The sequence below is a fragment of the Actinoplanes sp. CA-142083 genome, from assembly GCF_050942195.1.
Lineage (GTDB): Bacteria > Actinomycetota > Actinomycetes > Mycobacteriales > Micromonosporaceae > Actinoplanes.
Genome location: NZ_CP192076.1, coordinates 10233876 through 10257195, shown reverse-complemented (window position 1 = coordinate 10257195; position 23320 = coordinate 10233876). Strand labels below are relative to the sequence as shown.

Below are 23320 nucleotides of genomic sequence, written 5' to 3'. Positions count from 1 at the left end.
GTGCAAGGGCGCGGCGCCCCACCGTGCTGGGGCGATGCTGGGTTGATCCACGGTGGGACGACGCACGGACAGGGTTGACTCCCGCGCTATCGGATTGCTGTCGATCCGCTATCGCCGGCTGCTCTACGCTCTGGGGACTCTCACGGATCGGAGTGGCTCCCGTGCGGTATCGCATATTAGGGCCACTGTCCGTCACCGCTGATGGACAGCAAGTGGCGATCACCGCCGGGCGCGACCGGATCGTGCTCGCGATGATGCTGCTGCACCCCGGCCGGGTGGTGAGCGTCGGCGAGCTGGTGGACGCCGTCTGGGACGAGGATCCACCCTCGACCGCCCGCGCCCAGCTGCAGGCGTGCGTCTCCCGCCTGCGCCGGGTGCTGCCCGGCGGCGCGATCGTCACCGATCCGGCCGGCTACCGCCTGCCCGCCGGCCCCGATGAGCTGGACGCGCTGGCCTTCGACCGGCTCGTCGCCGAGGCCCGGGCCGGCCGCGACCCCGCGCGCTTGCGGGCGGCGCTCGACCTGTGGCGCGGCGAGGCGCTGGTCGGCATCGACAGCCGGCCGGTGCGGGCAGCGGCCACGGCCCTCGACGATCTGTACACGGCCACGGTCGAGGACTGGACGGAGCTGGAACTGGCCGCCGGGCGTGACCGCGAGCTGATCGGGGAGCTGAGCGCGCTGGTCGAGCGGTTCCCGCTGCGGGAGCGGTTGCGCGGGCAGCTGATCCGGGCACTGGCGGGGTCCGGGCGGACGGCCGACGCGCTGGCGGAGTTCCGGCGGGCTCGGGAGGTGTTGCGCGACGAGCTGGGCATCGAACCGGGGCGGGAGCTTCAGGAGCTGCACCGCCGCGCGTTGGGTGACTCGCGCGCACCGGTGCGCAGCCTGCCGCGTACGGTCGGCGACTTCACCGGCCGCGACGACGTGGTGCGCCGGCTGGTCCGGGTGATCGACACCTCCGGCACCGGCGCGCCGGTGATCGCGGTGATCGACGGGATGGCCGGCAGCGGCAAGACCACGCTGGCGCTGCACGTGGCGTCGCTGGTCGGGGAGTGGTTCCCGGACGCGCACCTGTTCGTCGACCTCTACGGCTACGGCGAGCGTGAGCCGGTCGAGCCGTCGGCGGCGCTGCTGACCCTGCTGCGGCAGCTCGGCATCGCGGCGGAGGCGGTGCCGGCCGAGCTCGAGGGCCGGGTCACCATGTGGCGCAGCGAGCTGGCCCGGCGCCGGGTGCTCGTGGTGCTCGACAACGCGTACTCGAGCGCGCAACTGGCCGACCTGCTCCCGGCCGCGCCCGGCACGCTGGCGCTGGTCACCAGCCGGCGCCGGCTCGCGGGGCTGGACGGCGTGCACCCGGAGTCACTGCCGGTCCTGGCCACCGCCGAGGCGACGGCGCTGCTGGAGAGGATCGCGGGCGATCGCGTACGCGATGAGCCCGCCGCCACCGCCGAGGTCGTCCGCCGCTGCGGTGGCCTGCCGCTGGCCCTGCGCCTGGCCGGCGCCCGGCTCGCGCACCGTCCGCGCTGGCGGGTCGCCGACCTGCTCCGCCGCCTGGGCGAGTCGGCGCTGCCCGAGCTGGCCGCCGAGGACCGCTCGGTGGCCGGCGCGTTCGCCCTGTCCTACGAGCAGCTCGCCGACCCCGCCAAGCGGATGTTCCGGCTGCTCGGCCTGCGTCCCGCCCCGCTCTTCGACGTCCTCACGGCCGCCGCCCTGGTCGGAATGCCGCTGAGCGACGCAGAGGACCTGCTCGACGATCTGGTCGACGCGCACCTGCTCGACGAGCCCGAGCCGGGCATCTTCCGGCTGCACGACCTGCTGCGCGAGTTCGCCGCCACGCTCGCCGCCGACCTGCCGCCGGACCAGCGGCGGGAGGCGCTGGTGGCGGTGCTCGACCTCCAGACCTACGCGTTCGCCGCCACCATGCCGGCGGGCTACCGCATGATGCTGAGCCAGGATCTCGGCTCGGCCGCAGCACTACGGCCCGACCTGCTCGCGGCGCTGGCCGACCCGGTGGAGCGGCTGGAGTGGGAGCGGCCGCAGCTGACCGCGTACGTCGAGGCCGCGGCGGCCGCCGGCGAGCACTCGTATGCATGGTGGATCCCTCGTGCAGCCTGGCTCTACCTGTTCAGCCGCGGCTACAGCGACGATCTGCGGGTGCTGTTCCAGCGGGCGCTGGCGGTCGCCGAGAAGGCCGGCGACCGGCAGGGGGTCGCGGTCGTCGCCAACTACCTCGCGTCGGCCTACTGCCGGGCCGACGACTTCCCGGTCGGCCTCGAGCTGCTGGACCGGTCGCTGCGCGCCCACGAGGAGCTGGGCAACCGGCGGGCCGTCGCCACCGTGCTGGGCAACCGGGCCGGGGTCTACGTCGCGATCGGCCGCTTCGCCGACTGCGTCGACTCCGCGCTGGCCTCCCTGCGGGTGCGCTATCTGGCCGGCGACCGGACGCCCACCAGGGTGCCGCTGCACAACCTCGCCCAGGGATACAGCCACCTCGGCCGGCACGAGGACGCGCTGCGCGTGAGCCGGCTGGCCCTGATGTCCGCGATGGCCACCGGTGACCGCGGGGCCCTGGCGCAGACCCTGAATCACATCCAGCGGGCGAAGCGCGAGCTCGGGCTCGCCACGAGCGCCGGGCAGCGTCGCTACCTGGCGGCCTCGCTGCGCCTGTCCGCCGCCTGCGGACACCTCGGCGCCGAGGCGGACAGCCACAACGAGCTGGGCATCCACCTGCGGCGGGAAGGCGCCTACACGGAGGCGGCGCGGGAGCATGAGGCGGCGCTCGACATCATCCGGCGGGCCGTTGACCGGCTGCACGCCGCCGTCTATCTCAACGACCTCGCGATCACTTGCCGCCTGGCCGGCGACCCGTCCAGCGCGCTCGAGTTGCACCGGCAGGCGCTCGGCGCCGTCGCGGGGCGCGGCATGCGGTACGACGAGGCCCGCGCGCGGGCCGGCATGGCCGAGTGCCTGGTCGCCACCGATCCCGAGCAGGCCGCGCGGTTGTGGCGGGCGGCGCTCGACGACTTCACCGAGATGGGTACGCCCGAGCGGTTCGACGTGGAGCGCCGGCTTGCGGCGGTGGGCGGATGACCGTCACGTACCGGATCCTCGGTCCCCTGGCGCCCGCGGTCACCGCCGGGCGTGACCGGATCGTGCTGGCGATGCTGCTGCTCCACCCGGAGCGGGTGGTCAGCGTCGGCGAGCTGGTCGGCGCGGTCTGGGGCGAGGATCCGCCGCCGACGGCGCGCTCCCAGTTGCAGGCGTGCGTGTCGCGGCTGCGCCGGGTGTTGCCGGCCGGCGCGATCGTCACCGACCCGGCCGGCTACCGGCTGCGGATCGGCCCGGACGAGCTGGATGCGCAGATCTTCGAGCGGCTGGTGTCCCGGGCGCGGGAGGCGGGTGACGCCGGCCTGTTCCGCGAGGCGCTCGACCTGTGGCGGGGCGAGGCGCTGGTCGGCATCGACAGCCGGCCGGTGCGGGCGGCCGCGGCCGTTCTCGACGACCGGTTCGCGGCGGCCGCCGCCGAGTGGGCCGGCCTCGAGCTCGGCGCCGGGCACGACCAGGAGCTGATCGGGGAGCTGAGCGTGCTGGTCGAGCGGTTCCCGCTGCGGGAGCGGCTGCGCGGGCAGCTGATCCGGGCGCTGGCCGGCGCCGGGCGGACGGCCGACGCGCTCGCCGAGTTCCGCCGGGCCCGCGAGGTGCTGCGCGACGAGCTGGGCATCGAACCGGGCCGGGAGCTGCAGGAGCTGCACCGGCGGGTGCTGGAGGGCGGGGAGCAGGGCGCCGAGCGGGTGCGCTGCCTGCCGCGCACGGTCGGCGACTTCACCGGGCGCGAGGACGTCGTCGCCGTGGTGCTGGCCGGCCTGGACCGCACCGACCCGGCGATCGCGGTGATCGACGGCATGCCCGGCAGCGGCAAGACGACCCTCGCGCTGCACCTGGCGTCGCTGGTCGGCGACCGCTACCCGGACGCGCACCTCTATGTCGACCTGCGCGGCGCCGACCAGCCGGTCGAGCCGTCCGCGGCGCTGCTGATCCTGCTGCGCCAGCTCGGCGTCGCGGCCAAGGCGGTGCCCGAGGACCTCGACGGCCGGGTCGCGATGTGGCGCACCGAGCTGGCCCGGCGCCGGGCGCTGGTGGTCCTCGACAACGCCAACTCGAGCGCCCAGCTGGCCGACCTGATGCCCACCCTGCCGGGGACGCTCGCGTTGGTCACCAGCCGGCGCCGGCTGGTCGGGCTGGACGGCGTGCATCCGGTGTCGCTGCCGGTCCTGCCGCCCGGCGACGCGCTCACCCTGCTGGCCCGGATCGCCGGCGACCGGGTCCGCGCCGAGCCCGAGGCGGCGGCCGAGGTGGTGCGCCGCTGCGGCGGGCTGCCGCTGGCCCTGCGCCTGGCCGGCGCCCGGCTCGCGCACCGGCCGCGCTGGCGGGTGGCCGACCTGCTGCGCCGGCTCGGCGGTCCCGCCCTGCCCGAGCTGGCCGCCGAGGACCGGTCCGTGGCCGACGCCTTCGCGCTCTCGTACCGTCAGTTGCCGCCCGGCCCCCAGCGCGTGTTCGTGCTGCTCGGCCTGCACCCGGGCGCCGATTTCGACGCGCCCTCGGTGGCGGCGCTGACCGGCCTGTCGCTCGACGAGGCCGCGGACATGCTCGACGACCTGATCGACGTCCACCTGGTCGACGACCCCGAGCCCCGGGTGTACCGGCTGCACGACCTGCTCCGCGAGTTCGCCGCGGCGCTCGCCGCCGACCTGCCGGAGCCGGAGCGGGCCGGGGCGCTGCTCGGCGTCCTCGACCACCAGCTGCACGCTACGAGCGCGACCGTGACCCGCGGCGCGCGTTCCACCCTCGACCACGACCTGCGCTCGCAGGTTCCGCTACGGCCCGATCTGCTCGAGGCCCTGGACGACCCGTCGGCCCGGCTGGAGCGTGAGCGCCGCAACCTCGCGCACTACGTCGACGCCGCCGACGCGGCGGGCCTGGCCGACTACACCTGGCAGATCCCGCGGGCGGCCTGGCGGTATCTCTGGACGCACGGCTACATCGACGACGTGGCCGGCCTGTACCGGCGGGCGCTGGCGGTGGCCGAGCGCAACCGCGACCGGTGGGCGACGGCGACCGCACTCAACTACCTGGCCTCGGCGGTCTACCGGCGCGGCGAGATCGACGCCGCGATCACGCTGATGGAGCGGTGCCTGCGGATCCGGGAGGAGATCGGCGACGGGGACGGCGTCTCCATCTCGCTGGGCAACCTCGCCGCGTCCTACTACCAGGCCGGGCGCTGGCGAAAGGCGATGGAGCTCGCCGCGGGCATGACCCGGAACACCACGCAGAAGCGCAGCCTGTCGGAGGCGAACACCCGGCTCAACGTGCAGGCGATCTGCAGTCGCCGCCTCGGGGACCTGCCCACGTCGATCCGCTACTACCGCCTGCGGTTGCTGGCGCAGCTCGAGATCGGCGATCAGATCCACGTCCAGGACACGCTGATGGCCCTGGCCGCGATCCGGTACCAGGCCGGGGAGCTGGCCGCCGGCGAGGCGTTGCGGCGGATCGGCCTCATGCTGCGACTCCATCAGCGGGAGGGGTTCGGGTACGCCGAGGCCGACGGCCACGACGAGGTGGCGCACGTCCTGCAGGCCGAGGGGCGGTTCGCCGAGGCGGTCGCCCACCACCGGCTGGCGATCGAGGTCGCGCTCACCAACCGCGACCCGCACCAGGAGTCCCGCTTCCGGTCCGGCCTCGGGGTCACCCTGCTGGGGCTCGGCGACCGGGCCGCGGCCCGCGCGGAGTTCACCGAGGCCCTGCGGCTGGGCCGCCGGCTGCGCCTGCCCTACCCGATCGCGCTGGCGCAGGTCGGGCTGGGCGACTGCGACGAACCGGACGACCCGGCCGAGGCGCGGCGGCTGTGGACGCAGGCCCGGGACGCGCTCGCCGAGCTGGAGGCGCCGGAGCTGGCCGCCGTCGAGCGGCGGCTGGCCGGTGGCGAGGATCATCTGCATCCCACGGCCGGGCGAGGGACGATGGTGGGGTGACTACCGAGCAGAGCGGCTACCGGGTAGAGCGGGACACGATGGGCGAGGTCCGGGTGCCGGCCGACGCCCTGTGGCGGGCGCAGACGCAGCGGGCGGTGGAGAACTTCCCCATTTCGGGGCGCGGGCTCGAGCCGGGGCACATCGCCGCCCTGGCCCGCATCAAGGGTGCTGCCGCGCAGGTGAACGCGGCTCTCGGCGTACTCGATGAGGATCTCGCCAAAGCGATAGCGACCGCAGCGGCCCATGTGGCCGGCGGGGGTTATGACGACCAGTTCCCGATCGACGTCTTCCAGACCGGGTCTGGCACGTCGTCGAACATGAACGCCAACGAGGTCATCGCGACGCTGGCGGCCCGCGAGCTGGGCCGGCCGGTGCACCCCAACGATCACGTCAACGCCTCGCAGTCCAGCAACGACGTGTTTCCGTCGTCGATCCACCTGGCCGCGACCGACGCCGTGGTCAACCAGCTGATCCCGGCGCTCGAGCATCTGCAGGGGGCGCTGACGGCCAAGGCCGAGTCCTGGGCGACGGTGGTCAAGAGCGGGCGGACGCACCTCATGGACGCGACACCGGTCACTCTTGGTCAGGAGTTCTCCGGGTACGCGGCACAGGTGGCCGCCGGCATCGAGCGGCTCCACGCCACCTTGCCCCGCCTCGCCGAGCTACCCCTGGGCGGCACCGCCGTGGGCACGGGCGTGAACACGCCGCCCGGCTTCGCGCCCGCGGTGATCGAGCGGCTGCGCGAGAGCACCGGCCTGCCGGTGACCGAGGCGCGCAACCACTTCGAGGCGCAGGGCGCCCGGGACGGCCTGGTCGAGGCGTCCGGGCAGCTGCGCGCGATCGCGGTGAGCCTCTACAAGATCGTCAACGACATTCGCTGGATGGGCTCGGGCCCGCGGGCCGGCCTGCGCGAGCTGCGCCTGCCCGACCTGCAGCCGGGCTCGTCGATCATGCCGGGCAAGGTCAACCCGGTGGTGCCGGAGGCGGTTCGCCAGGTCGCCGCCCAGGTCATCGGCAACGACGCGACCGTGGCGTTCGCCGGCACCCAGGGCGATTTCGAGCTCAACGTCATGCTCCCGGTGATGGGCCGCAACCTGCTCGAGTCGATCCGGCTGCTCGGCAACGTGTCCCGGCTGCTCGCCGATCGCTGCATCGCCGGCCTCGAGCCGAACGTCGAGGTCGCGCGGGCGTACGCGGAGGGATCGCCGTCGATCGTCACCCCCCTCAACCGCTTCATCGGGTACGAGGAGGGCGCCGCGATCGCCAAGGCCGCGCTCGCCTCCGGCCGCACCATCCGCGAGCTGGTGATCGAGCGCGGTCACGTGGCTTCCGGCAAGTTGACGGAGGCCCAGCTGGACGAGGCTCTCGACGTGCTCCGGATGACCCGCCCCTGAGCGCGCTCGCTACCCTTGTACGGTGACGCTGCGCTTGTACGACACCGCGACCCGATCCGTCCGGGACTTCGTGCCCAAGACGCCCGGTCAGGTCGGGATCTACCTGTGTGGTCTCACCGTGCAGTCCACGCCGCACATCGGGCACCTGCGCTCCGCGGTGAACTACGACGTGCTGCGGCGATGGCTGCTGCACACCAACCATGACGTCACCTTCATCCGCAACATCACCGACGTCGATGACAAGATCCTCGACAAGGCGTCCGGCTCCGGGCGGCCGTTCTGGTCGATCGCGTACGCGAACCGTCTCGTCCTCGACGCCGACTACCGCGGGCTCAACGTCCTGCCCGCGACGTACGAGCCGCTCGCGACCGGGCACATTCCCGAGATGCACGAGCTGATCGCCACGCTCATCGAGCGGGGCCACGCCTACCCTGCCGCGGGCGGCAACGGTGACGTCTACTTCGACGTGCCGTCCTACGCTGCTTACGGCGCCCTCTCGGGGCAGAACCCGGACGACATGCGGCCGCCGACTGACGGTGGCGAGCCCGACAAACGGGACTATCGCGACTTTGCCCTGTGGAAGGGCGTCAAGGCCGACGAGCCGCTGGACGCCTCCTGGTCCTCGCCGTGGGGCCGCGGCCGTCCCGGCTGGCACATCGAGTGCTCGGCCATGGCCCGGCGCTACCTCGGCGACGAGTTCGACATCCACGGCGGCGGCCTCGACCTGACCTTCCCGCACCACGAGAACGAGATCGCCCAGTCCCGCTCGGCCGGCCTGCCGTTCGCGCGCTACTGGGTGCACCACGCGCTGCTCAACCTCGGCGAGGCCAAGATGAGCAAGTCGCTGGGCAACGTGATCGATCCCGCGGCGGTGCAGGCCATGGGCATCCGCCTGGTCGAGTTGCGCTACTACCTCGGCACGCCGCACTACCGCTCGCGCATCGACTACTCGGACGAGGCGCTCAGCGAGGCCGCGGTGGCGTACCGGCGGATCGAGGGCTTCGTGCAGCGGGCCGCCGAGGTGGTCGGCCCCGGCCGGCCCAAGGACGTGCCGCCGGCGTTCGCCGCGGCGATGAACGACGACGTCAACACGTCGGCCGCGCTGGCCGTCGTGCACGACACCATCCGCGAGGGCAACACGGCTCTCGCGGCCGGCGACGAGGCCGGCATCCGCGGGGCGCTCACCGCGGTGCGGGCGATGCTGGGCGTGCTCGGCCTCGACCCGCTGGACCCCGCGTGGGCCGGCGGCGAGACCAGGAACGACCTCAAGCCGGTAGTCGACTCGCTCGTCAAGCTCGCGCTCGAACAGCGGGCGCAGGCGCGGGCGCGCAAGGACTGGTCGGCCGCCGACTCGGTCCGTGATCAGCTCAAGAACGCGGGAATTCAGGTGGAGGACACTCCGGCCGGGCCGCGCTGGACGGTAGGAGAGCACTGATGCCGGGTAATTCCCGCAACGCGAGCAAGCGGGTCGTGTCCAAGAAGGGCGCGGCCTCGGGCTCCGGGGGCAAGAACAGGGCCAGCCTCAAGGGCCGTGGCAAGACCCTGCCCGCCGACGAGCGCCCCTGGCACAAGGGGTACTCGGGCACCGAGAAGTTGCCGGAAAAGACGGCCCGCAAGCAGGACAAGGAACGCCGGGCCGCGGCCGCCGAGGGCCGCGCGCCCAAGGTCGGCCAGCCCGGCACCAAGGACACGACGTGGGGCCGCGGCGGGCGCAACACCGGCCGGCCGATGCCGCAGCGCGGCGGCAAGCTGCCCGCGCGCGGGGGGCCCCGGGTGGCGCCCGGCCGCCGTTCCAACCCCACCAAGGAGGGGCCGGAGCTGCTGCTCGGCCGCAACCCGGTGGTCGAGGCGCTGCGCGCCGCCGTGCCGGCGACGGCGCTGTATGTGGCGCAGGGCATCGACATCGACGACCGGGTCAACGAGATCGTGCGTACCGCGGGCGACCGTGGCATCCCGATCCTGGAGATCGGCCGCCACGAGCTCGACCGGATGACCGGCGGCGTGCTGCATCAGGGCATCGGGCTGCAGGTGCCGCCCTTCGCGTACGAGGACTTCGACGACCTCGTCGCCGCGGCCCTCGAGCAGACCGCGCCGCTGCTGGTGGCGCTGGACGGGGTGACCGACCCGCGCAACGTGGGCGCGGTGATCCGATCGGTCGCCGCGTTCGGCGGGCACGGCGTGTTCATGACCGAGCGCCGGGCGGCCGGCATCACGGCCACGGCGTGGCGTACGAGCTCCGGCGCGGCGGCCCGGGTCCCGGTGTCCCAGGTGGTCAACCTGACCCGGGCGATCAAGACGGCGCAGAAGGCCGGCTTCACCGCGATCGGCCTCGACGCCGACGGCGAGACCGACCTCTACCGGCTCGAGGCCGCGATCGGGCCGCTGCTGGTGGTGGTCGGCTCCGAGGGCCGTGGGCTGTCCCGCCTGGTCGGCGAGACCTGTGACCTGCGGGTGAGCATTCCGATGGCGTCCGATGTGGAGTCGCTGAACGCCTCGGTCGCGGCGGCCGTGACGCTGGCCGAAGTGGCCCGGCGTCGTCAGTACGGTCAGTAGTAGGCACGCAGCTCGTCGCCGTCGGTGGTGAACAGTCGTCCGCCGGCGACGACGGCTGGGTGGTCGAGACTGCCCGACATGCCGGATTTTTCCGGACGGCCGGTCGCGGCATTGAGGATCGTCAGCTGGCTTTGGCTTGTGGCATACAGCAGGCCGCCGGCTCGGACCGGCCGGCCCACGACGCCGGGCAGGTGCGCCGACCAGAGCTTGCGTCCGGTGGCCGCGTCCAGGCATTCGACGCTGCGGGCCCGGGCGAAGTAGACGTGCCGCCCGTCCGAGGTGACCTCGGCGGCCTGCAGCGGGCTGGTCCAGAGCACCCGGCCGGTGGCGGCGTCGACCGCGGACAGCCCCGGCCCGCCGACGTAGAAGCGGGTCCCGGCCGGGTCGCTGCCGATGGCGTACCAATTGCGGTTTGTCTGCCAGAGTGTCCGCCCGTCGGTGATCGAGACGCCCTTGGCGCCGCCGGCGGCGCCGCGCAGCAGCACCCGGCCACCCGCCGAGACCAGCCCGTCGCCCCGGTCGCCGCGCCGCAGCCAGCGGAAACGTCCGTCGGACACCCCGTAGGCGATGGTCGAGGCGAGCCCGTCCTGGTTGCTGTCGAGCGCGATCGTCCCCCGGTCGATCCGCAGGTCGTAGCTGAACTTCGCCAGCCCGGTCGTCCAGAGCTGCCGCCCGGTCGCCGGCTCGTACGCGGTGAGGTGGCTTTCGAATCTCGCTGGGAGCGCGCACTCGGAGGAGAGCGCCACCAGCCTGCCCTCGGCGACCGCGAGGCGCCGCACGCTGGTCCGGGGCAGGTCGAGGTGCCATCGCCGGGCGCCGGTGGCCGGGTCGTAGGCGCCGATGCCGCCCGGATCGGAGCTGAAGAGCAGCCCGCCCGCGAGCACCGGGTCGACGCCGGCCTCACATCGCGACGGCCCGTGCGCCGGAAGTTTCCAGCGCTCCCGGATCCGGTCGATCGTCCCGGCGTTGAGCCTCGACTCGCTCGGGTTGTAATACGTGGCGCCCGGCCCGTAGCCCGGCTGGGGCCATTCCGAGGGCGGCGCGGCCGCCACCGGCGACGGAACGACCACCAGCACGGCCGCGACGGCGTAAATCCTGATCTTCATACAAAGATCAACGACGAGCGGGGCCGGCTGGTCAGCCGGCCCCGCGTCGGTCGGTACGGATCAGAACTTGCCCTTGGCCACGTCGGCCAGCGTCACCCGGGTGACCGTGTAGTTGACCGTCACGCCGTCGCTCGAGTACTTGATCGGCAGCCCGGTCTCGGCGTTCACCGTCAGCGTCTCGGCGGTCGTCGTGGCCGGCTTGCCGGCGGTCAGGTTCAGCACCGCCTGGCCCTTGTAGGTGCCCTTGGCGACCTTCACCTCGGGCATCTGCCCGAGCAGACGCAGCACGCCCGCGCGGACCGCCGGGTTGCCCGCGCCGTCGCGCAGCGCGTCCATCGAGTTGTTCCAGACCCAGTTGTCGGTGGTGTTGATCTGGGCGATGTCCTTGAGGCCCTTCGGCAGCTTCGCGCTGGCCGGCGCCGGCGGCACCCAGCCCGGGGCGTCGAGGGTCGGCTTCACCTTCGGGTTCTTCGGGACGTACGCCCAGGCCATGTCCTTGCGGGCCGCGTTCAGGTCGCCCGTGGCCGCCTTCTTGGCCGCCGCGACGGCCTTGATGCGCCCGGCCTCGTCGGCCTGCTTGTGGTTGCCCTTCACCTGCGCCGGCAGGCCGCCCTTCGTCTTGGAGAAGAAGTACGTCCCGTTGTCGGCGTGCAGGTCCCAGACGTCGACCTTGAGCCCCGACGAGTAGACCTGGTCGCGCAGCAGCAGCGTCGCGTCGCCCTTGGGCGCTTCCGCCTTGCTCAGATACCCCACAAGCTGCACCAACGGCGTCTCCTGGGTGGGCGCCGCTCCTGTGGCGGTGGCGGTGGCGGGCAGAGCCGCAGCCGTCCCACTCACCGGCGCCTGAGCCCCGCTACCGCTCGTAGCCACCGCCACGGCGGCCACCGCGGCGGCGGCAAAGCTGACTCCCGCGCCAACGCGCCACACCATCCGACCGCGCCCCGGCTTGCGCTCGTGGCTCTGAACCTGCTCGCTTGCGTGCTTCATGTCAGTCACGTCCAGCAAGACCCACAACCAACACCGGACGTTGTCAGCTATCCAAAAAGTTTTCGCTGCGAACCCCGTACGGGAAAAGCGACCCAGAGCAACCACCCACCCACCGCAACCAACACGCGACGTGGGGGTTCGGGGGGCTCGGCCCCCGGCCAGCATGCGGAGCGCCGCGGCCTGCGCCTTCCGCAGGCAGGGGAGGGCCCTAGCGGAGCCTCCTGTCGGGCTCGAACCGACGACCTCCCGTTTACAAGACGGGTGCTCTAGCCAACTGAGCTAAGGAGGCGAGGGGGCCAGCATAACGTCCCAGTACTTAACCTTCTGCTTGGCAGTCGGCGTAAAAAGCTTTACGTTTACAGCGCTGTTCCTCCACTCGGATCGTCCGGCACGTTCCTGCCGGTGGAAAGGAAGTCTGATTCACCATGGCCACCGTTACTTATGACCACGCCTCCCGGATCTACCCCGGGTCTGAGCGTCCCGCAGTCAACGAGCTCAACCTCGAGATCGGCGACGGCGAGTTCCTGGTTCTGGTCGGCCCCTCCGGTTGCGGTAAGTCCACGAGCCTGCGCATGCTGGCCGGCCTCGAGGACGTCGACAAGGGCCGCATCCTGATCGAGGGCAAGGACGTCACGAACCTCCCGCCGAAGTCCCGCGACATCGCGATGGTCTTCCAGAACTACGCTCTCTACCCGCACATGTCGGTGTACGAGAACATGGCGTTCGCGCTGAAGCTGCGCAAGACGTCGAAGGCCGAGATCGACCGGCGGGTCAAGGAGGCGGCGGCTCTCCTGCAGCTCGACGAGTACCTGTCCCGTAAGCCGAAGGCGCTTTCCGGTGGCCAGCGCCAGCGTGTCGCGATGGGCCGGGCGATCGTCCGCGAGCCGCAGGTGTTCCTCATGGACGAGCCGCTGTCGAACCTCGACGCCAAGCTCCGTGTCCAGACCCGTTCGCAGATCGCGACGCTGCAGGCCAAGCTGGGCGTCACGACCGTCTACGTCACCCACGACCAGGTCGAGGCCATGACCATGGGTCACCGGGTCGCGGTCATGCTGGACGGCGTGCTGCAGCAGGTGGACACCCCGCGGGCGCTGTACGACACCCCCGGCAACGTCTTCGTCGCCGGCTTCATGGGCTCCCCGGCCATGAACATCAAGACCGTTCCGCTGACCGAGTCGGGCGCGAAGTTCGCGGCGACGACGCTTCCGCTGACCCGCGAGCAGGTCGCGGCGGCGCAGAGCGGTGGCGGCAAGGTCACCGTCGGTTTCCGCCCGGAGGCGGCCGACCTGGTGTCCGAGTCCGAGGGCGCCCTGGCGATCGTCGTGGACCTGGTCGAGGACCTCGGCTCGGACGCGAACGTCTACGGTCACGCCGACCTCGACGGTGGCTCGGAGCGTTTCGTGGTCCGCACCGACCGCCGGCACATGCCGTCGATGGGTGAGACCGTCTACGTCAAGCCGCAGACGACCGGCATCCACGTGTTCAACGCCGAGAGCGGCCAGCGCATCTGACGCTGATTTGCTGAGTGCGGGCGGTCCTCCTCCGGGAGGGCCGCCCGCATTGCTTTCTGCTTGGCTTACTTGGCGAAGGTCTGCAGGACGAAGTCCTTCTCGGCCACGCAGGCCAGGGTCGACTTGTCCCAGGAGCAGGTGTCGGCGCGCATGTCGGTGAGCGAGCCGAGCGGCACCGCGTCGTCGCCGATGTGCCGCCCGTAAAGCGCGGTCTCGCCCGGGGAGCGGCTGAGCGGTTTCGAGAACTCGAGGATGTTGCCGGCGTCGAGCCGGGCCGCCTCCCCGGTGTGCGTCCAGATCTTCCGGCCCGCCGGGTCGAGCAGCGTCATCTCGGAGTTCGTGGTGGTGACCAGCGTGGACTCGCCGACCGCCACGATCGACTCGATGTTCGGCAGCGGGTAGTTCCACAGCTGGCCGCCGTCGGCGACGTCGAGGGCCCGGATGGTGGCGGTCTTCCCGTCGTACCCGACCTCCTCGTCGAAGCAGACCCGGTCGTCGCCGCAGGGAGCGACGTACTTCATCTGGCTGTTCGGGGTCTGGACCGTGTACAGCACCTTGGGCTGGGCGTCACCAAACTTGCCCAGGTCGTAGGCGACGATCTGCTTGTCGTCGGGCTGGAGCACGATGAGCCGCCCGTTGTGCGCGACCACTTCGTCGTTGGGCTCGGCCACGTTCTGCCGCGAAGCCACGACCTTGCCGGTTTCGGCGTCGATGACCCGGGCGGACTTGTCGGCGGCGATCTGCACGATCCTCGGGTCGTCGGCGAGGTCGGGCTGATAGGGCCGCCCGAAGACGGTGGCCGGGCCGTTCAGGTCCTTGGGCGTGGTCAGCGCGAGCACGTTGGTGTCGGTCGGATAGGTGGTCTTGGGGTCGTCGAGCGACCAGCGCTGTTTGCCGTCGGCGAGCCGCAGGCCAATCAGCTTGTGGCCCACCCGGTCGGCGACAACCGCGCTGCCGCCGGCGAAGAGCACCACGTCCTGACTGCCGATCGTGCGATCCCACAGCACGGACCCGCCGTCGGCGCCCAGCACCACCAGCCGGCGGGTGCTGTCTTCGGAGTTGGTCTCGCTGAAGAGCGCGATGCCGACGGGCAGCGCGACCATCGACTTCCAGCCGCCCTTGGCGCTCCCGGGCGCGTAGTTGGACCACAGCGGTTTCGTGCCGCCGAGCCGCATCGCGACGACACCCACGGTGCCGGACGAGCTGTCGGAGCTGGCGAAATAGGCCCGGTCGCCGAGGATCTCGGCGTCCGACCAGTCGGAGCTGACCGGCACGAGGGCGGCGATGCGGGTGGGCTCGCTGAGCGGCTGGTAGTCGATGGCCCGGTTGCCGGCCCAGAAATACCAGGCCAGGGCGCTGCCGGCGGCAAGCGTGAGGGTCACGGCCGCGGCAATTATCGCGTACGAGCGCTTGCGGAGTCCCCGGCGCGCAGGGGCCGCTCCGGGGGTGGTCGCGCCCGGACCCCAGCCGCCGGGCTGAGCGTGCGGGGCAGCGTCGTGCGCACCCGGGTGGGCAACGCGCTGCTGGTGCGCCGCCGGCGACCCGGCCGGCGCCCAGCCGCCGCCTTGCTGGTAGCCGGTGTGCTGGGCGCCGCCCTGTTGGTAGCCGGTGTGGTGGGCGCCGCCGTGTTGGTAGCCGGCCTGGTGGCCGCCGCCCTGGTAGCCGGCGTTGTTTGGGCCGCTGCCTTGCTGGCGGGCTCCGGGCTGCTGATGGCCGGGTTGTTGGTGGGCGCCGAACGGAGGCGGTGAGGTAACCGGGGGCGACGACGTCGCCGCCGGAGGCGAGGATGTGGCCGCCGGGGGCGAGGATGTCGATGCCGGCGGTGGGGAGGAGATCGGGCCGGCCGACGGTGAGACGGGCGTCAGGGGCGGCACGTCGTGGCCGGCCGCGGCGAGAGCGGCCGCTTCGCCGGTGGCCCAGGGGTCGACGGGCTCGGATCTGAGGCGCTCGTCCGTGTCCTCCTCGGGCACGCGCCCCGCCGGCCGCCGCTCGGCCGTACGCGAGCCCGATGGCGCGTGCTCGGGCTGGCGCGGGGCCTGGGGCGCGTGCTCGGGTTGACGCGGGGCCTGGGGCGCGTGCTCGGGTTGACGCGGGGCCTGGGATGCGTGCTCGGGCTGACGCTGGGCCGGCACCGGAGTCGGCGGCCCAGCGACGGGCGCCGGCTCGGCCCGGGTGTCCGTGATCGGCGGCGACGACTCGTGCAGGGTCGCCGGGTTGACCGTCGGCGGGGACGGCGCGCCGACGGACGGCGTTGCCGCACTGGCCATGCCCGGCGCGAAACGGGCCTGGTCGTGCCCGCCCGCCGCATTGCCGCTCGCCGCGCTGCCACCCGCCGCGTTGCCGGCTGGCGCGTTGCTGCGGGCCGCGTTGTTGCTCGCCGCGCTGCCGCTCGCCGCGTTGCCGGCTGGCGCGTTGCTGCGGGCTGCGTTGTTGCTCGCCGCGCTGCCGCTCGCCGCGCTGCCGCTCGCCGCGCTGCCGCTCGCCGCGCTGCCGCTCGCCGCGTTGCCGGCTGGCGTGTTGCTGCGGGCTGCGTTGTTGCTCGCCGCGCTGCCGTTTGCAGCGGGGAAGGCGCCTGAGGAGGCGCTCGCCGTCGAGTAGCCCGCCGCGAGGATGGCGCCCTCGGCGACCGGGAGCTCGGGCTGCTCGAGCACGGTCGGGGCGATGCCCAGCTCGGCGTGCAGGCGGCGGGCCACCAGCGGGACCCGGGACGAGCCGCCCACCAGGAACAGGCCGGCCAGGTCGGGTGCGCGCAGGCCGGCCGCATCGAGGACGGCGGCCGCCTCGGTCACGCCGCGGCGGACCAGCGGGTCGATCGCGGCCTCCAGCTCGTCGCGGGTCAGGTGCACCGCGTGCTCGACGCCGGGCACCGGGACAGGGGCGAACGAGGCGCGGGACAGCATCTCCTTGGCGCCGCGCACGTCTTCCCAGAACTGGCGGCGGGCCCGCCAACCGGCGAGCGTCACCGGGTCGGTGAGCCGATGCCACGCCTCGGGCTCGGCCCCGGCCAGCGCCTTGCCGAGGTGCTCGACGAGCGCGGCGTCGAGGTCGAGGCCGCCGAGGTCGTCGGCGCCACCCGACGCCGTCACCGAGAAGGTCGGGCGGCCGCCCTCGCCGGGGCCGTCGTTGCGCACGACGGCCACGTCGAGCGTGCCGCCGCCGAAGTCGAAGACCGCGAGCGACGCGCCGGACGGCACCGGACGGCGCAGGATGTCGGCGAAATATCGTGCGGCGGCGACCGGCTCGGGGACCAAGCGGGCGCCGGGCGGCCAGCCGGCCTTGCCGAGCGCCTCGGTGAGCACCGCGCGGCGGGGAGCGCCCCAGGCCGCCGGATAGGTCAGGATGGCCGGCGGCAGCTGGCCGGCGGTGGCGACCGCCTCGCGGGCGACCGCGCCGAGCAGGGCCGCGAACAGGTCGGCGACGCCGATCGTGGTCTCGCCGAGCTGCACCGAGCCGGCGTCGACGTGGCGCTTGGGGTTGGGCTCGAGCCGGCCGGGCTCGGCCTGGCCGAGACGCAGGGCGTCGGCGCCCACATGCAGGCGGCCGGTGGTGTCCAGATAGACCGCCGAGGGCAGCAGCGGCTTGCCGTCGAACAGCAGCGGCCGGGTGCGCCCGTCGGGGTGGCGCGGCATGGCGACCGTGTGCGAGGTGCCCAAATCGACACCGAGCACGAAGCCGTGGATGTCGGTCACGCTGCCGTTCCTCCCCTGTAGCACGGCCCTTCAGCTACCCGCCTCGGCACCGTCATGCTACGACCCGCCTACGACACCCCCGTGGCCGGAGCGGGTCGCAGGCCGTCGAAGACGATCGACAGGGTGCCGCGTTGCAGCGCGGGCGGCCATCCGCCACGCAACGCACCCTGGCAGACGGCGACGAGCAGCGCCATCACCTCGTCGGCTCCGATCTCGGCGCGGACCTCGCCGCGGTCCTGGGCGCGGGCCAGCAGCCCGGCCACGACCTCGCGGAACCGGGCGATCGACTCGTCCACCTCGAGGCCCGGGAGCAGGTCGATCACCGAGCGCTTGGCGGCGGCCTCGGCGACCAGCGCGGTGAAGACGCCGAACAGCGTCGCGTCGGGGGCGGCGATCCGCTCGGCCAGCCCGGCCAGCGTGTCTTTCATGATCGCGGCGAGCAGGTCGGCCTTGGTCGGGAAATGCCGGAAGATCGTGCCGATCGCGACCCCGGCCTCGGCGGCGACCTGCTCGGTGGAGGCGGCCGCGCCCTGCTCGGCGAAGACCCGGGCGGCGACCTCGAGGATCTTCGCGCGGTTGCGGACGGCATCGGCACGTGGCGACATGGGGACTCCGTTGACAAAGTGAGTCACGACTCATAATTTATCGTGAGTCACGACTCATCTTAAGGGAGGCGTCATGGACCCGCGCGAGGTGTTCGAGCAGGCGATGCGGCCGGAGTACCTGACCGGCGAGGTGACCGGCGACCACCTGGCCGACGACGTGGTGATCGAGTGGCCGTTCGCGGCGCCCGGCCGGCCGCGCCGCATCGAGGGCCGGGCCGCGTTCCTGGCGATGGCCGGCCCGGCCCGCAAGGCGATGCCGTTCCGCATCGACGAGTGCTCGGTGGGCGCCCTGCACGAGACGTCCGATCCCGAGGTCATCGTCGTGGAGTACACGCTGGGCGGCGTGCTGCTCGCGACCGGCGAGCGCGGCTCGACCGACCTGATCTGCGTGCTCCGGGTCCGCGACGGCAAGGTCGTCCTCTGGCGGGAGTACCAGGACACCCTCGCGATCGCCCAGGCGATGGGAGCATGACCCGGCCGTGACCAACGGTGCCTAAAGTGCTCCGCATGCGCATCGAACGGATCTTGAGCTGCGACGCGGTGGCCGCCGCGGCGGACCTCTTCGATGCGCCGCCGATCCCGGCGGCCACCGAGCGATTTCTCGCGCAACCGGGGCATCATCTGCTTTTCGCGTACGACGAGAGCGGTCGCGCCGTCGGCATGATCTCGGGTGTGGAGATGACCCATCCGGACAAGGGCACCGAGATGTTCATCTACGAGCTCGGCGTCGCCCCGGCCGCCCGCCTCCAGGGCATCGGGGCGCGGCTGGTGGCCGAGCTCGGCGCGATCGCGCGCCGCAACGGCTGCTACGGCATGTGGGTCGGCACCGAGGTGGACAACGACGCGGCGCTGGCCACCTACCGCCGCGCCGGCGCCACCGACGAGGCGTCGTTCACGCTGCTGAACTGGGATCTGATCGACGGAGGGGCCGATGTCTGAGCAGCCGAAGCGGCGGTTCCTCACGCCGATGGTGGGCCGGTCGTCCGACGAGCCCTTCCGCGTCTCCACCCCGCTCGAGCTCTTCTTCGACCTCTGTTTCGTGGTGGCCGTCGCCCAGGCCGCCGCGCCGCTGCACCACAGCATCGCCGAGCACCACGTGCTCGACGGCCTCCGCGGCTACCTGATGGTCTTCTTCGCCATCTGGTGGGCCTGGATGAACTTCACCTGGTTCGCCTCGGCCTACGACACCGACGACGACGTCTACCGGATCACCACGTTCGTCCAGATCGCCGGGGCGCTGGTGCTGGCGGCCGGGGTGAGCCCGGCGTTCGAGGATGCCGACTTCCGGGTCATCACCATCGGGTACGTGATCATGCGGCTGGCCCTGGTCGCCCAGTGGCTGCGTGCCGCCCGGTCCGACCCGCAGCGCCGCGACACCGCCCTGCGCTACGCCGTCGGCGTGTCCGTGGTCCAGGTGCTCTGGCTGCTGCGGCTGGCCGTCCCCGAGTCCTGGCCGGTCGTGCCGATCTTCGTGCTGCTGGTGGTCCTCGAGCTGGCCGTGCCGATCTGGGCCGAGCGCGCCCCCGGCGGCCCGACCACCTACCACCCGCACCACATCGCCGAGCGGTACGGCCTGTTCACCATCATCGTGCTGGGCGAGTCGGTGTCGGCCGCGACGATCGCCTTCCGCGGGGCGCTCGACGAGGGCGAGCACGTCGCCGCCCTGATCCGTCTGGCCGTGGCCGGCCTGGTGGTCGTCTTCGCGCTGTGGTGGCTCTACTTCGACCGCTCGGCGCACAACCTGCTCAACTCGCTGCGCACGTCGATCCTGTGGGGCTATGGCCACTACTTCATCTTCGCGTCGGCGGCCGCGGTCGGCGCCGGCCTGGGCGTCTCGATCGACCACGTCAGCCACCACGCCGAGATCTCCTCGACGATGGCGGGCTACGCGATAGCCGTACCCGTCGCGATTTATCTGTTCTTTGTCTGGCTCTTGCACATCCGGCCGCATCAGAGCGGCCCGATGCTGGCGGCCTTCCCGGTCGCCGCCGTGCTGGTCCTGCTGACCCCACTGGCCCCGGCCACGCTGGAGCTGCTGGCCGTGCTGCTGATCGCCCTGGTCGCCATCAACGTGGCGCTGGGCCGCCGGGTTCCCGACCGGGTCAGCTAACGTGCGGCTATGGCCTGGTGGTGGCAGACGCTGATCGGTGTCGCCGCGGCGCTGCTGCTCGTCTGGATCGCGCTGTTGACAGCCCTCTTGATCGCCAAGCCCGGCCGCAGCCAGCTCAAGGAGGCGTTGCGGCTCCTGCCCGACTTGCTGCGGCTGCTGACCCGGCTGGCCGCCGACCGCACGCTGCCGCGCGGGGTGCGGGTACGCCTTGGGTTGCTGCTGGCCTACTTGGCAATTCCGTTCGATCTGATCCCGGATTTCATACCGGTTCTCGGCTACGCCGACGACGCCATCATCGTGGTCGCCGTGCTCCGCTCCACGGTCCGCCGCGCCGGCCTCGAGGCGGTCCGCCGGCATTGGCCCGGCACCGACGAGGGCTTCGCCGCCCTGGCCCGCCTCGCCGGCCTGCCCCCGCCTGTGGACAACGGCGAAAATTCGTCATACCCACGTGCTTGAATCGCCCCACCCACGAGGGTGGGGAAGTAGGGCCTAGAGCCCGAAGGCGCCGCCCTCGATCAGGATCAGCAGGCCCAGGCCGATCAGCACGACCGGCAGCACGATGTGGCCCCAGCGGCTCAGGGCCTTCGCGATCAGCGGGCGGGTCGCGAAGTATCGGCCGGCGGCGACCCACACCGCGACCAGGACGAGGAAGACCGCGACGTAGAAAGTCATGCCGGTGGCGCCCGCGGTGGCGAAGACCGGCACGTAGACGCCGATGTTGTCGCCGCCGTTGGCGAAGGTCACCGAGGCAACCTCGAGGATCCTGGGCGCCTTGTCCGGCGTTTCCTCGTCGCCCTCGGGATCGTGGCGGTGCCGCCACGCCTGCACGCCGGCCTTGATGCCCAGGGCCAGCGGCAGCAGCCCGAGGTAGGGGATGACCTCGTCGGGCAGGAAGGTGGCGCCGAACGCGGCGGCGACCGAGACGGCGAGGATGGCGGCGAAGCCCAGGTACTGGCCGGCGGCGATGTTCCGGGTGGTGCTGCGGTGGCCGGCGCCCTGGGCGAAGAACAGCGCGAGCACCACGATGTCGTCGACGTTGGTGACGGCGAACAGGACGGCGGCCTGGCCGATGATGCCGAGGCTCACGGGCGGCCCAGGCCGCCCAGCAGGCCCTCGAGCCGGGAGATCACCGGGTCCAGGTCGCTGACGTCCTCGCCCCACGCGCCGGCGAGCAGCGCTGACCAGGAGGCGCGCAGGCGGTCGAGGGTGTCGACGGCCTGCGGGGTGGCCTCGATCCGGACGACCCGCCCGTCGTGCTCGTCGCGGCGGGAGACCAGGTAACCCAGGTCGCGCAGCTCGGTGATGGCCGCGCTGACGTTGGCCCGCTTCACGCCGGTGCGGTCGGCGATCTCGGAGGCCTTGCAGCCGGGGTGGGCGTGCACGTAGCGCATGACCTGGCTCTGGGTCTGGTTGAGCGGGACCCCGGGACCGGCGACGGCGCCGCGGATGCGGATCTCCCGGGCGACGTCGATGACGAGATCGGCCAGCGTGGCGAACCGCGGATCCACTCTTGCCTCCAGATAGTTATGCACACATAATCATCTCACCTGAGCGGGAGGGATGATGATGGAGCCTATCGAGACGGAAGTGCTGGTCATCGGGGCCGGGCTGACCGGCGCGAGCGCCGCGGTGATGCTGGCGCGGCACGGCGTCCGGACCATGATGATCAGCCGTGGCCGGTGGGTGGCGGACTCGCCGCGGGCGCACATCATCAACCAGCGGACGATGGAGGTGATGCGCTCGATCGGGCTGGAGAAGGTTTGCGAGACGGCCGCCACCCCGGGCGAGCTGATGGCCAACCACGTGATGATGACCGCGGTCAACGGGCTCGAGTTCGGTCGCATGTGGACCTGGGGCAACGACCCGGCCCGCGCCGGCGAATACCTCGCGGCCAGCCCGGGGAGGGGCTGCGACCTGCCGCAGGACCGGTTCGAGCCGATCCTGGTGGACGAGGCGGCGAAGCGCGGGGTGATCAGCCGCTTCGGCACATCTTTCATCGGGCTCGCGCAAGATGAGGACGGGGTCACCACCACGTTGCGCGACGACGTCACCGGCGCCGAGTTCACGGTGCGCTCGCGGTACGTGATCGGCGCCGACGGCGGGCAGAGTCCGGTGGCCGAGTCGATCGGGTTGCCGATGAGTGGCCAGCCGGGGATCGGGCCCGCTCTGAACGTACGATTTAATGCTGATTTATCAAAGTATTTTGCGGATCGGCCGGGGTCGATCTTCTGGATTCTCCAGCCGGGACGGGACGGCGCGCTCGGCAACGCGATGCTCCGCATGGTGCGGCCCTGGCACGAGTGGGTGATCGGCTTCGTGCATCTCGGCGAGAGCGCCTACGACCTCAGCCGCGAGCAGCTCACCGCCCAGGTCCGCGAGATCATCCAGGACGACGCGATCGACGTGGAGGTCACCGGCGCATACCCGTGGCGGATCAACCACGTGTGGGCCGAACGGTACAGCGCGGGCCGCGTCTTCTGCACCGGCGACGCCGTGCACCGGCACCCGCCGATGAACGGGCTGGGCGGCAACACCTGCATCCAGGACGCCTTCAACCTGGCCTGGAAGCTCGCCGCCGTGCTGCGCTGGGGCGCCGGGCCGGAGCTGCTGGAGAGCTACGACGCCGAGCGCCGCCCGATCGGCAAGGCGGTGGTCGACCGCGCGGTCGCGAGCTGGCGGCAGAACCCGGACGTGATCCGCTCGCTCGGCATCGACCCGAAGGCGTCCCCGAAGGAGCGCCTGGCCGAATTCGAACAGCTGCTGGCCGACTCGGATGTGGGCGAGGCCCGGCGGGCCGCTTTCGCGGCCGCGAAGCGGTCCAAGGATCTGAGCTATCACGCGCACGGCATGGAGATGAATCAGGTGTACGCGTCGAGCGCCGTCCTCGACGAGGGCGCGGCGCCGATCGCGTACGAGCGGGATCCGGTCCTCTACTACCAGCCGAGCAGCCGGCCCGGCGCCCGGGTGCCGCACTGCTGGGTCGGCTACCGGGGCCGTACGGTGTCCACACTCGACCTGTGCGAGCCGGAGCGCTTCACGCTGCTGACCAGGGCGCGCGGCGCGATCTGGCAGGAGGCCGCGGCGGACGCCGGCATCCCGCTCACGGTGCTGCGGATCGGTCCCGGCTGCGAGGTCGCCGACCTGTACGGCACGTGGGCCGAGATCGCGGAGATCGGCGAGACCGGGTGCCTGCTGGTGCGCCCGGACCAGCACGTGGCCTGGCGACGCGCCGACGCGCCGGCCGACCCGGCAGCCGACCTGCGCGCGGCGATCCGGGCCTGCCTGTCGCTGGATTAGGCGGAACGCGGAATGCCCGCCCCTCGGGGGCGGGCATTCTGTT

General features: G+C 72.4%; 17 protein-coding genes and 1 tRNA gene. 11 read left to right on the top strand and 7 right to left on the bottom strand.

Features of this window, described 5'->3' with window-relative positions; translation table 11 throughout:
* Positions 1-212: 212 nt before the first annotated feature.
* From ACQPZX_RS47470 to rlmB, 5 genes are read left to right on the top strand one after another with little or no spacing between them, the layout of a single operon-like run.
* Complete coding sequence (locus tag ACQPZX_RS47470) at positions 213-3086, top strand: BTAD domain-containing putative transcriptional regulator (RefSeq protein WP_433371427.1); 2874 nt, start codon at positions 213-215, stop codon at positions 3084-3086.
* Positions 3083-6025, top strand: a complete 2943-nt coding sequence (locus tag ACQPZX_RS47465; RefSeq protein WP_433371425.1) for a BTAD domain-containing putative transcriptional regulator — start codon at positions 3083-3085, stop codon at positions 6023-6025. The genes ACQPZX_RS47470 and ACQPZX_RS47465 overlap by 4 nt, the downstream gene beginning before the upstream one ends.
* 38 nt (positions 6026-6063) lie before the next feature.
* A complete protein-coding gene (locus ACQPZX_RS47460) occupies positions 6064-7419 on the top strand; it encodes a class II fumarate hydratase (protein ID WP_433385939.1) in 1356 nt (451 codons plus the stop codon).
* 22 nt (positions 7420-7441) lie between these two features.
* Positions 7442-8854 carry a cysteine--tRNA ligase gene (gene cysS, locus ACQPZX_RS47455; RefSeq protein WP_433371422.1) on the top strand — a complete coding sequence of 471 codons (1413 nt, stop codon included), beginning with the start codon at positions 7442-7444 and terminating at the stop codon, positions 8852-8854.
* The gene (gene rlmB / locus ACQPZX_RS47450) at positions 8854-9972 is read left to right on the top strand and encodes a 23S rRNA (guanosine(2251)-2'-O)-methyltransferase RlmB (protein ID WP_433371419.1); all 1119 of its coding nucleotides are present in this window, start codon (positions 8854-8856) and stop codon (positions 9970-9972) included. The genes cysS and rlmB overlap by 1 nt, the downstream gene beginning before the upstream one ends.
* Here rlmB and ACQPZX_RS47445 read toward each other — a convergent pair.
* The 3 genes from ACQPZX_RS47445 to ACQPZX_RS47435 all read right to left on the bottom strand — a co-directional run bounded on the left by ACQPZX_RS47445 (position 9966) and on the right by ACQPZX_RS47435 (position 12354).
* Positions 9966-11078 (bottom strand): PQQ-binding-like beta-propeller repeat protein, encoded by a 1113-nt coding sequence (locus ACQPZX_RS47445; protein WP_433371416.1) that lies wholly within the window; start codon positions 11076-11078, stop codon positions 9966-9968. The genes rlmB and ACQPZX_RS47445 overlap by 7 nt on opposite strands.
* 60 nt (positions 11079-11138) lie before the next feature.
* A complete protein-coding gene (locus ACQPZX_RS47440) occupies positions 11139-12065 on the bottom strand; it encodes a hypothetical protein (RefSeq protein ID WP_433371414.1) in 927 nt (308 codons plus the stop codon).
* Between the two features lie 215 nt (positions 12066-12280).
* Positions 12281-12354: transfer RNA gene (locus ACQPZX_RS47435), tRNA-Thr, on the bottom strand.
* Positions 12355-12490: 136 nt separating this feature from the next.
* On the opposite strand from ACQPZX_RS47435, the gene ACQPZX_RS47430 reads away from it, so the two are divergent.
* Positions 12491-13576: an ABC transporter ATP-binding protein gene (locus tag ACQPZX_RS47430; protein ID WP_433371411.1), complete on the top strand. Its 1086-nt coding sequence runs from the start codon at positions 12491-12493 to the stop codon at positions 13574-13576.
* 65 nt (positions 13577-13641) lie between these two features.
* Here ACQPZX_RS47430 and ACQPZX_RS47425 read toward each other — a convergent pair whose 3' ends face one another.
* Complete coding sequence (locus ACQPZX_RS47425) at positions 13642-17265, bottom strand: Hsp70 family protein (protein ID WP_433371409.1); 3624 nt, start codon at positions 17263-17265, stop codon at positions 13642-13644.
* Positions 17266-17333: 68 nt separating this feature from the next.
* Positions 17334-17870, bottom strand: a complete 537-nt coding sequence (locus tag ACQPZX_RS47420; protein WP_433371406.1) for a TetR family transcriptional regulator — start codon at positions 17868-17870, stop codon at positions 17334-17336.
* A gap of 73 nt (positions 17871-17943) precedes the next feature.
* Between ACQPZX_RS47420 and ACQPZX_RS47415 the strand changes: the two genes are divergently transcribed.
* Genes ACQPZX_RS47415 through ACQPZX_RS47400 form a run of 4 tightly spaced genes read left to right on the top strand, consistent with a single transcriptional unit; the run spans position 17944 to position 20436 of the window.
* Complete coding sequence (locus ACQPZX_RS47415) at positions 17944-18342, top strand: nuclear transport factor 2 family protein (protein ID WP_433371403.1); 399 nt, start codon at positions 17944-17946, stop codon at positions 18340-18342.
* A gap of 35 nt (positions 18343-18377) precedes the next feature.
* Positions 18378-18809: a GNAT family N-acetyltransferase gene (locus ACQPZX_RS47410; protein WP_433371401.1), complete on the top strand. Its 432-nt coding sequence runs from the start codon at positions 18378-18380 to the stop codon at positions 18807-18809.
* A complete protein-coding gene (locus tag ACQPZX_RS47405) occupies positions 18802-19980 on the top strand; it encodes a low temperature requirement protein A (RefSeq protein WP_433371398.1) in 1179 nt (392 codons plus the stop codon). Before ACQPZX_RS47410 ends, ACQPZX_RS47405 begins: the two co-directional genes overlap by 8 nt.
* 9 nt (positions 19981-19989) lie before the next feature.
* Positions 19990-20436 carry a YkvA family protein gene (locus ACQPZX_RS47400; protein ID WP_433371396.1) on the top strand — a complete coding sequence of 149 codons (447 nt, stop codon included), beginning with the start codon at positions 19990-19992 and terminating at the stop codon, positions 20434-20436.
* Between the two features lie 33 nt (positions 20437-20469).
* On the opposite strand, the gene ACQPZX_RS47395 is transcribed toward ACQPZX_RS47400, so the two are convergent.
* Positions 20470-21066 carry a cadmium resistance transporter gene (locus ACQPZX_RS47395; protein WP_433371393.1) on the bottom strand — a complete coding sequence of 199 codons (597 nt, stop codon included), beginning with the start codon at positions 21064-21066 and terminating at the stop codon, positions 20470-20472.
* Positions 21063-21488 carry a MarR family winged helix-turn-helix transcriptional regulator gene (locus tag ACQPZX_RS47390; protein ID WP_433371390.1) on the bottom strand — a complete coding sequence of 142 codons (426 nt, stop codon included), beginning with the start codon at positions 21486-21488 and terminating at the stop codon, positions 21063-21065. Before ACQPZX_RS47390 ends, ACQPZX_RS47395 begins: the two co-directional genes overlap by 4 nt.
* Before the next feature lie 55 nt (positions 21489-21543).
* Between ACQPZX_RS47390 and ACQPZX_RS47385 the strand changes: the two genes are divergently transcribed.
* Complete coding sequence (locus ACQPZX_RS47385) at positions 21544-23277, top strand: FAD-dependent oxidoreductase (protein ID WP_433371388.1); 1734 nt, start codon at positions 21544-21546, stop codon at positions 23275-23277.
* The last annotated feature ends 43 nt before the right edge of the window (positions 23278-23320 follow it).

Bases quoted from the DNA above. Each gene is read 5' to 3' on its own strand.
- ACQPZX_RS47465 (WP_433371425.1), top strand. From the start codon at position 3,083: ATGACCGTCACGTACCGGATCCTCGGTCCCCTGGCGCCCGCGGTCACC.
- ACQPZX_RS47460 (WP_433385939.1), top strand. From the start codon at position 6,064: ATGGGCGAGGTCCGGGTGCCGGCCGACGCCCTGTGGCGGGCGCAGACG.
- rlmB (WP_433371419.1), top strand. From the start codon at position 8,854: ATGCCGGGTAATTCCCGCAACGCGAGCAAGCGGGTCGTGTCCAAGAAG.
- ACQPZX_RS47445 (WP_433371416.1), bottom strand. From the start codon at position 11,078: ATGAAGATCAGGATTTACGCCGTCGCGGCCGTGCTGGTGGTCGTTCCG.
- ACQPZX_RS47440 (WP_433371414.1), bottom strand. From the start codon at position 12,065: ATGAAGCACGCAAGCGAGCAGGTTCAGAGCCACGAGCGCAAGCCGGGG.
- ACQPZX_RS47430 (WP_433371411.1), top strand. From the start codon at position 12,491: ATGGCCACCGTTACTTATGACCACGCCTCCCGGATCTACCCCGGGTCT.
- ACQPZX_RS47420 (WP_433371406.1), bottom strand. From the start codon at position 17,870: ATGTCGCCACGTGCCGATGCCGTCCGCAACCGCGCGAAGATCCTCGAG.
- ACQPZX_RS47415 (WP_433371403.1), top strand. From the start codon at position 17,944: ATGGACCCGCGCGAGGTGTTCGAGCAGGCGATGCGGCCGGAGTACCTG.
- ACQPZX_RS47410 (WP_433371401.1), top strand. From the start codon at position 18,378: ATGCGCATCGAACGGATCTTGAGCTGCGACGCGGTGGCCGCCGCGGCG.
- ACQPZX_RS47405 (WP_433371398.1), top strand. From the start codon at position 18,802: ATGTCTGAGCAGCCGAAGCGGCGGTTCCTCACGCCGATGGTGGGCCGG.
- ACQPZX_RS47400 (WP_433371396.1), top strand. From the start codon at position 19,990: ATGGCCTGGTGGTGGCAGACGCTGATCGGTGTCGCCGCGGCGCTGCTG.
- ACQPZX_RS47385 (WP_433371388.1), top strand. From the start codon at position 21,544: ATGATGGAGCCTATCGAGACGGAAGTGCTGGTCATCGGGGCCGGGCTG.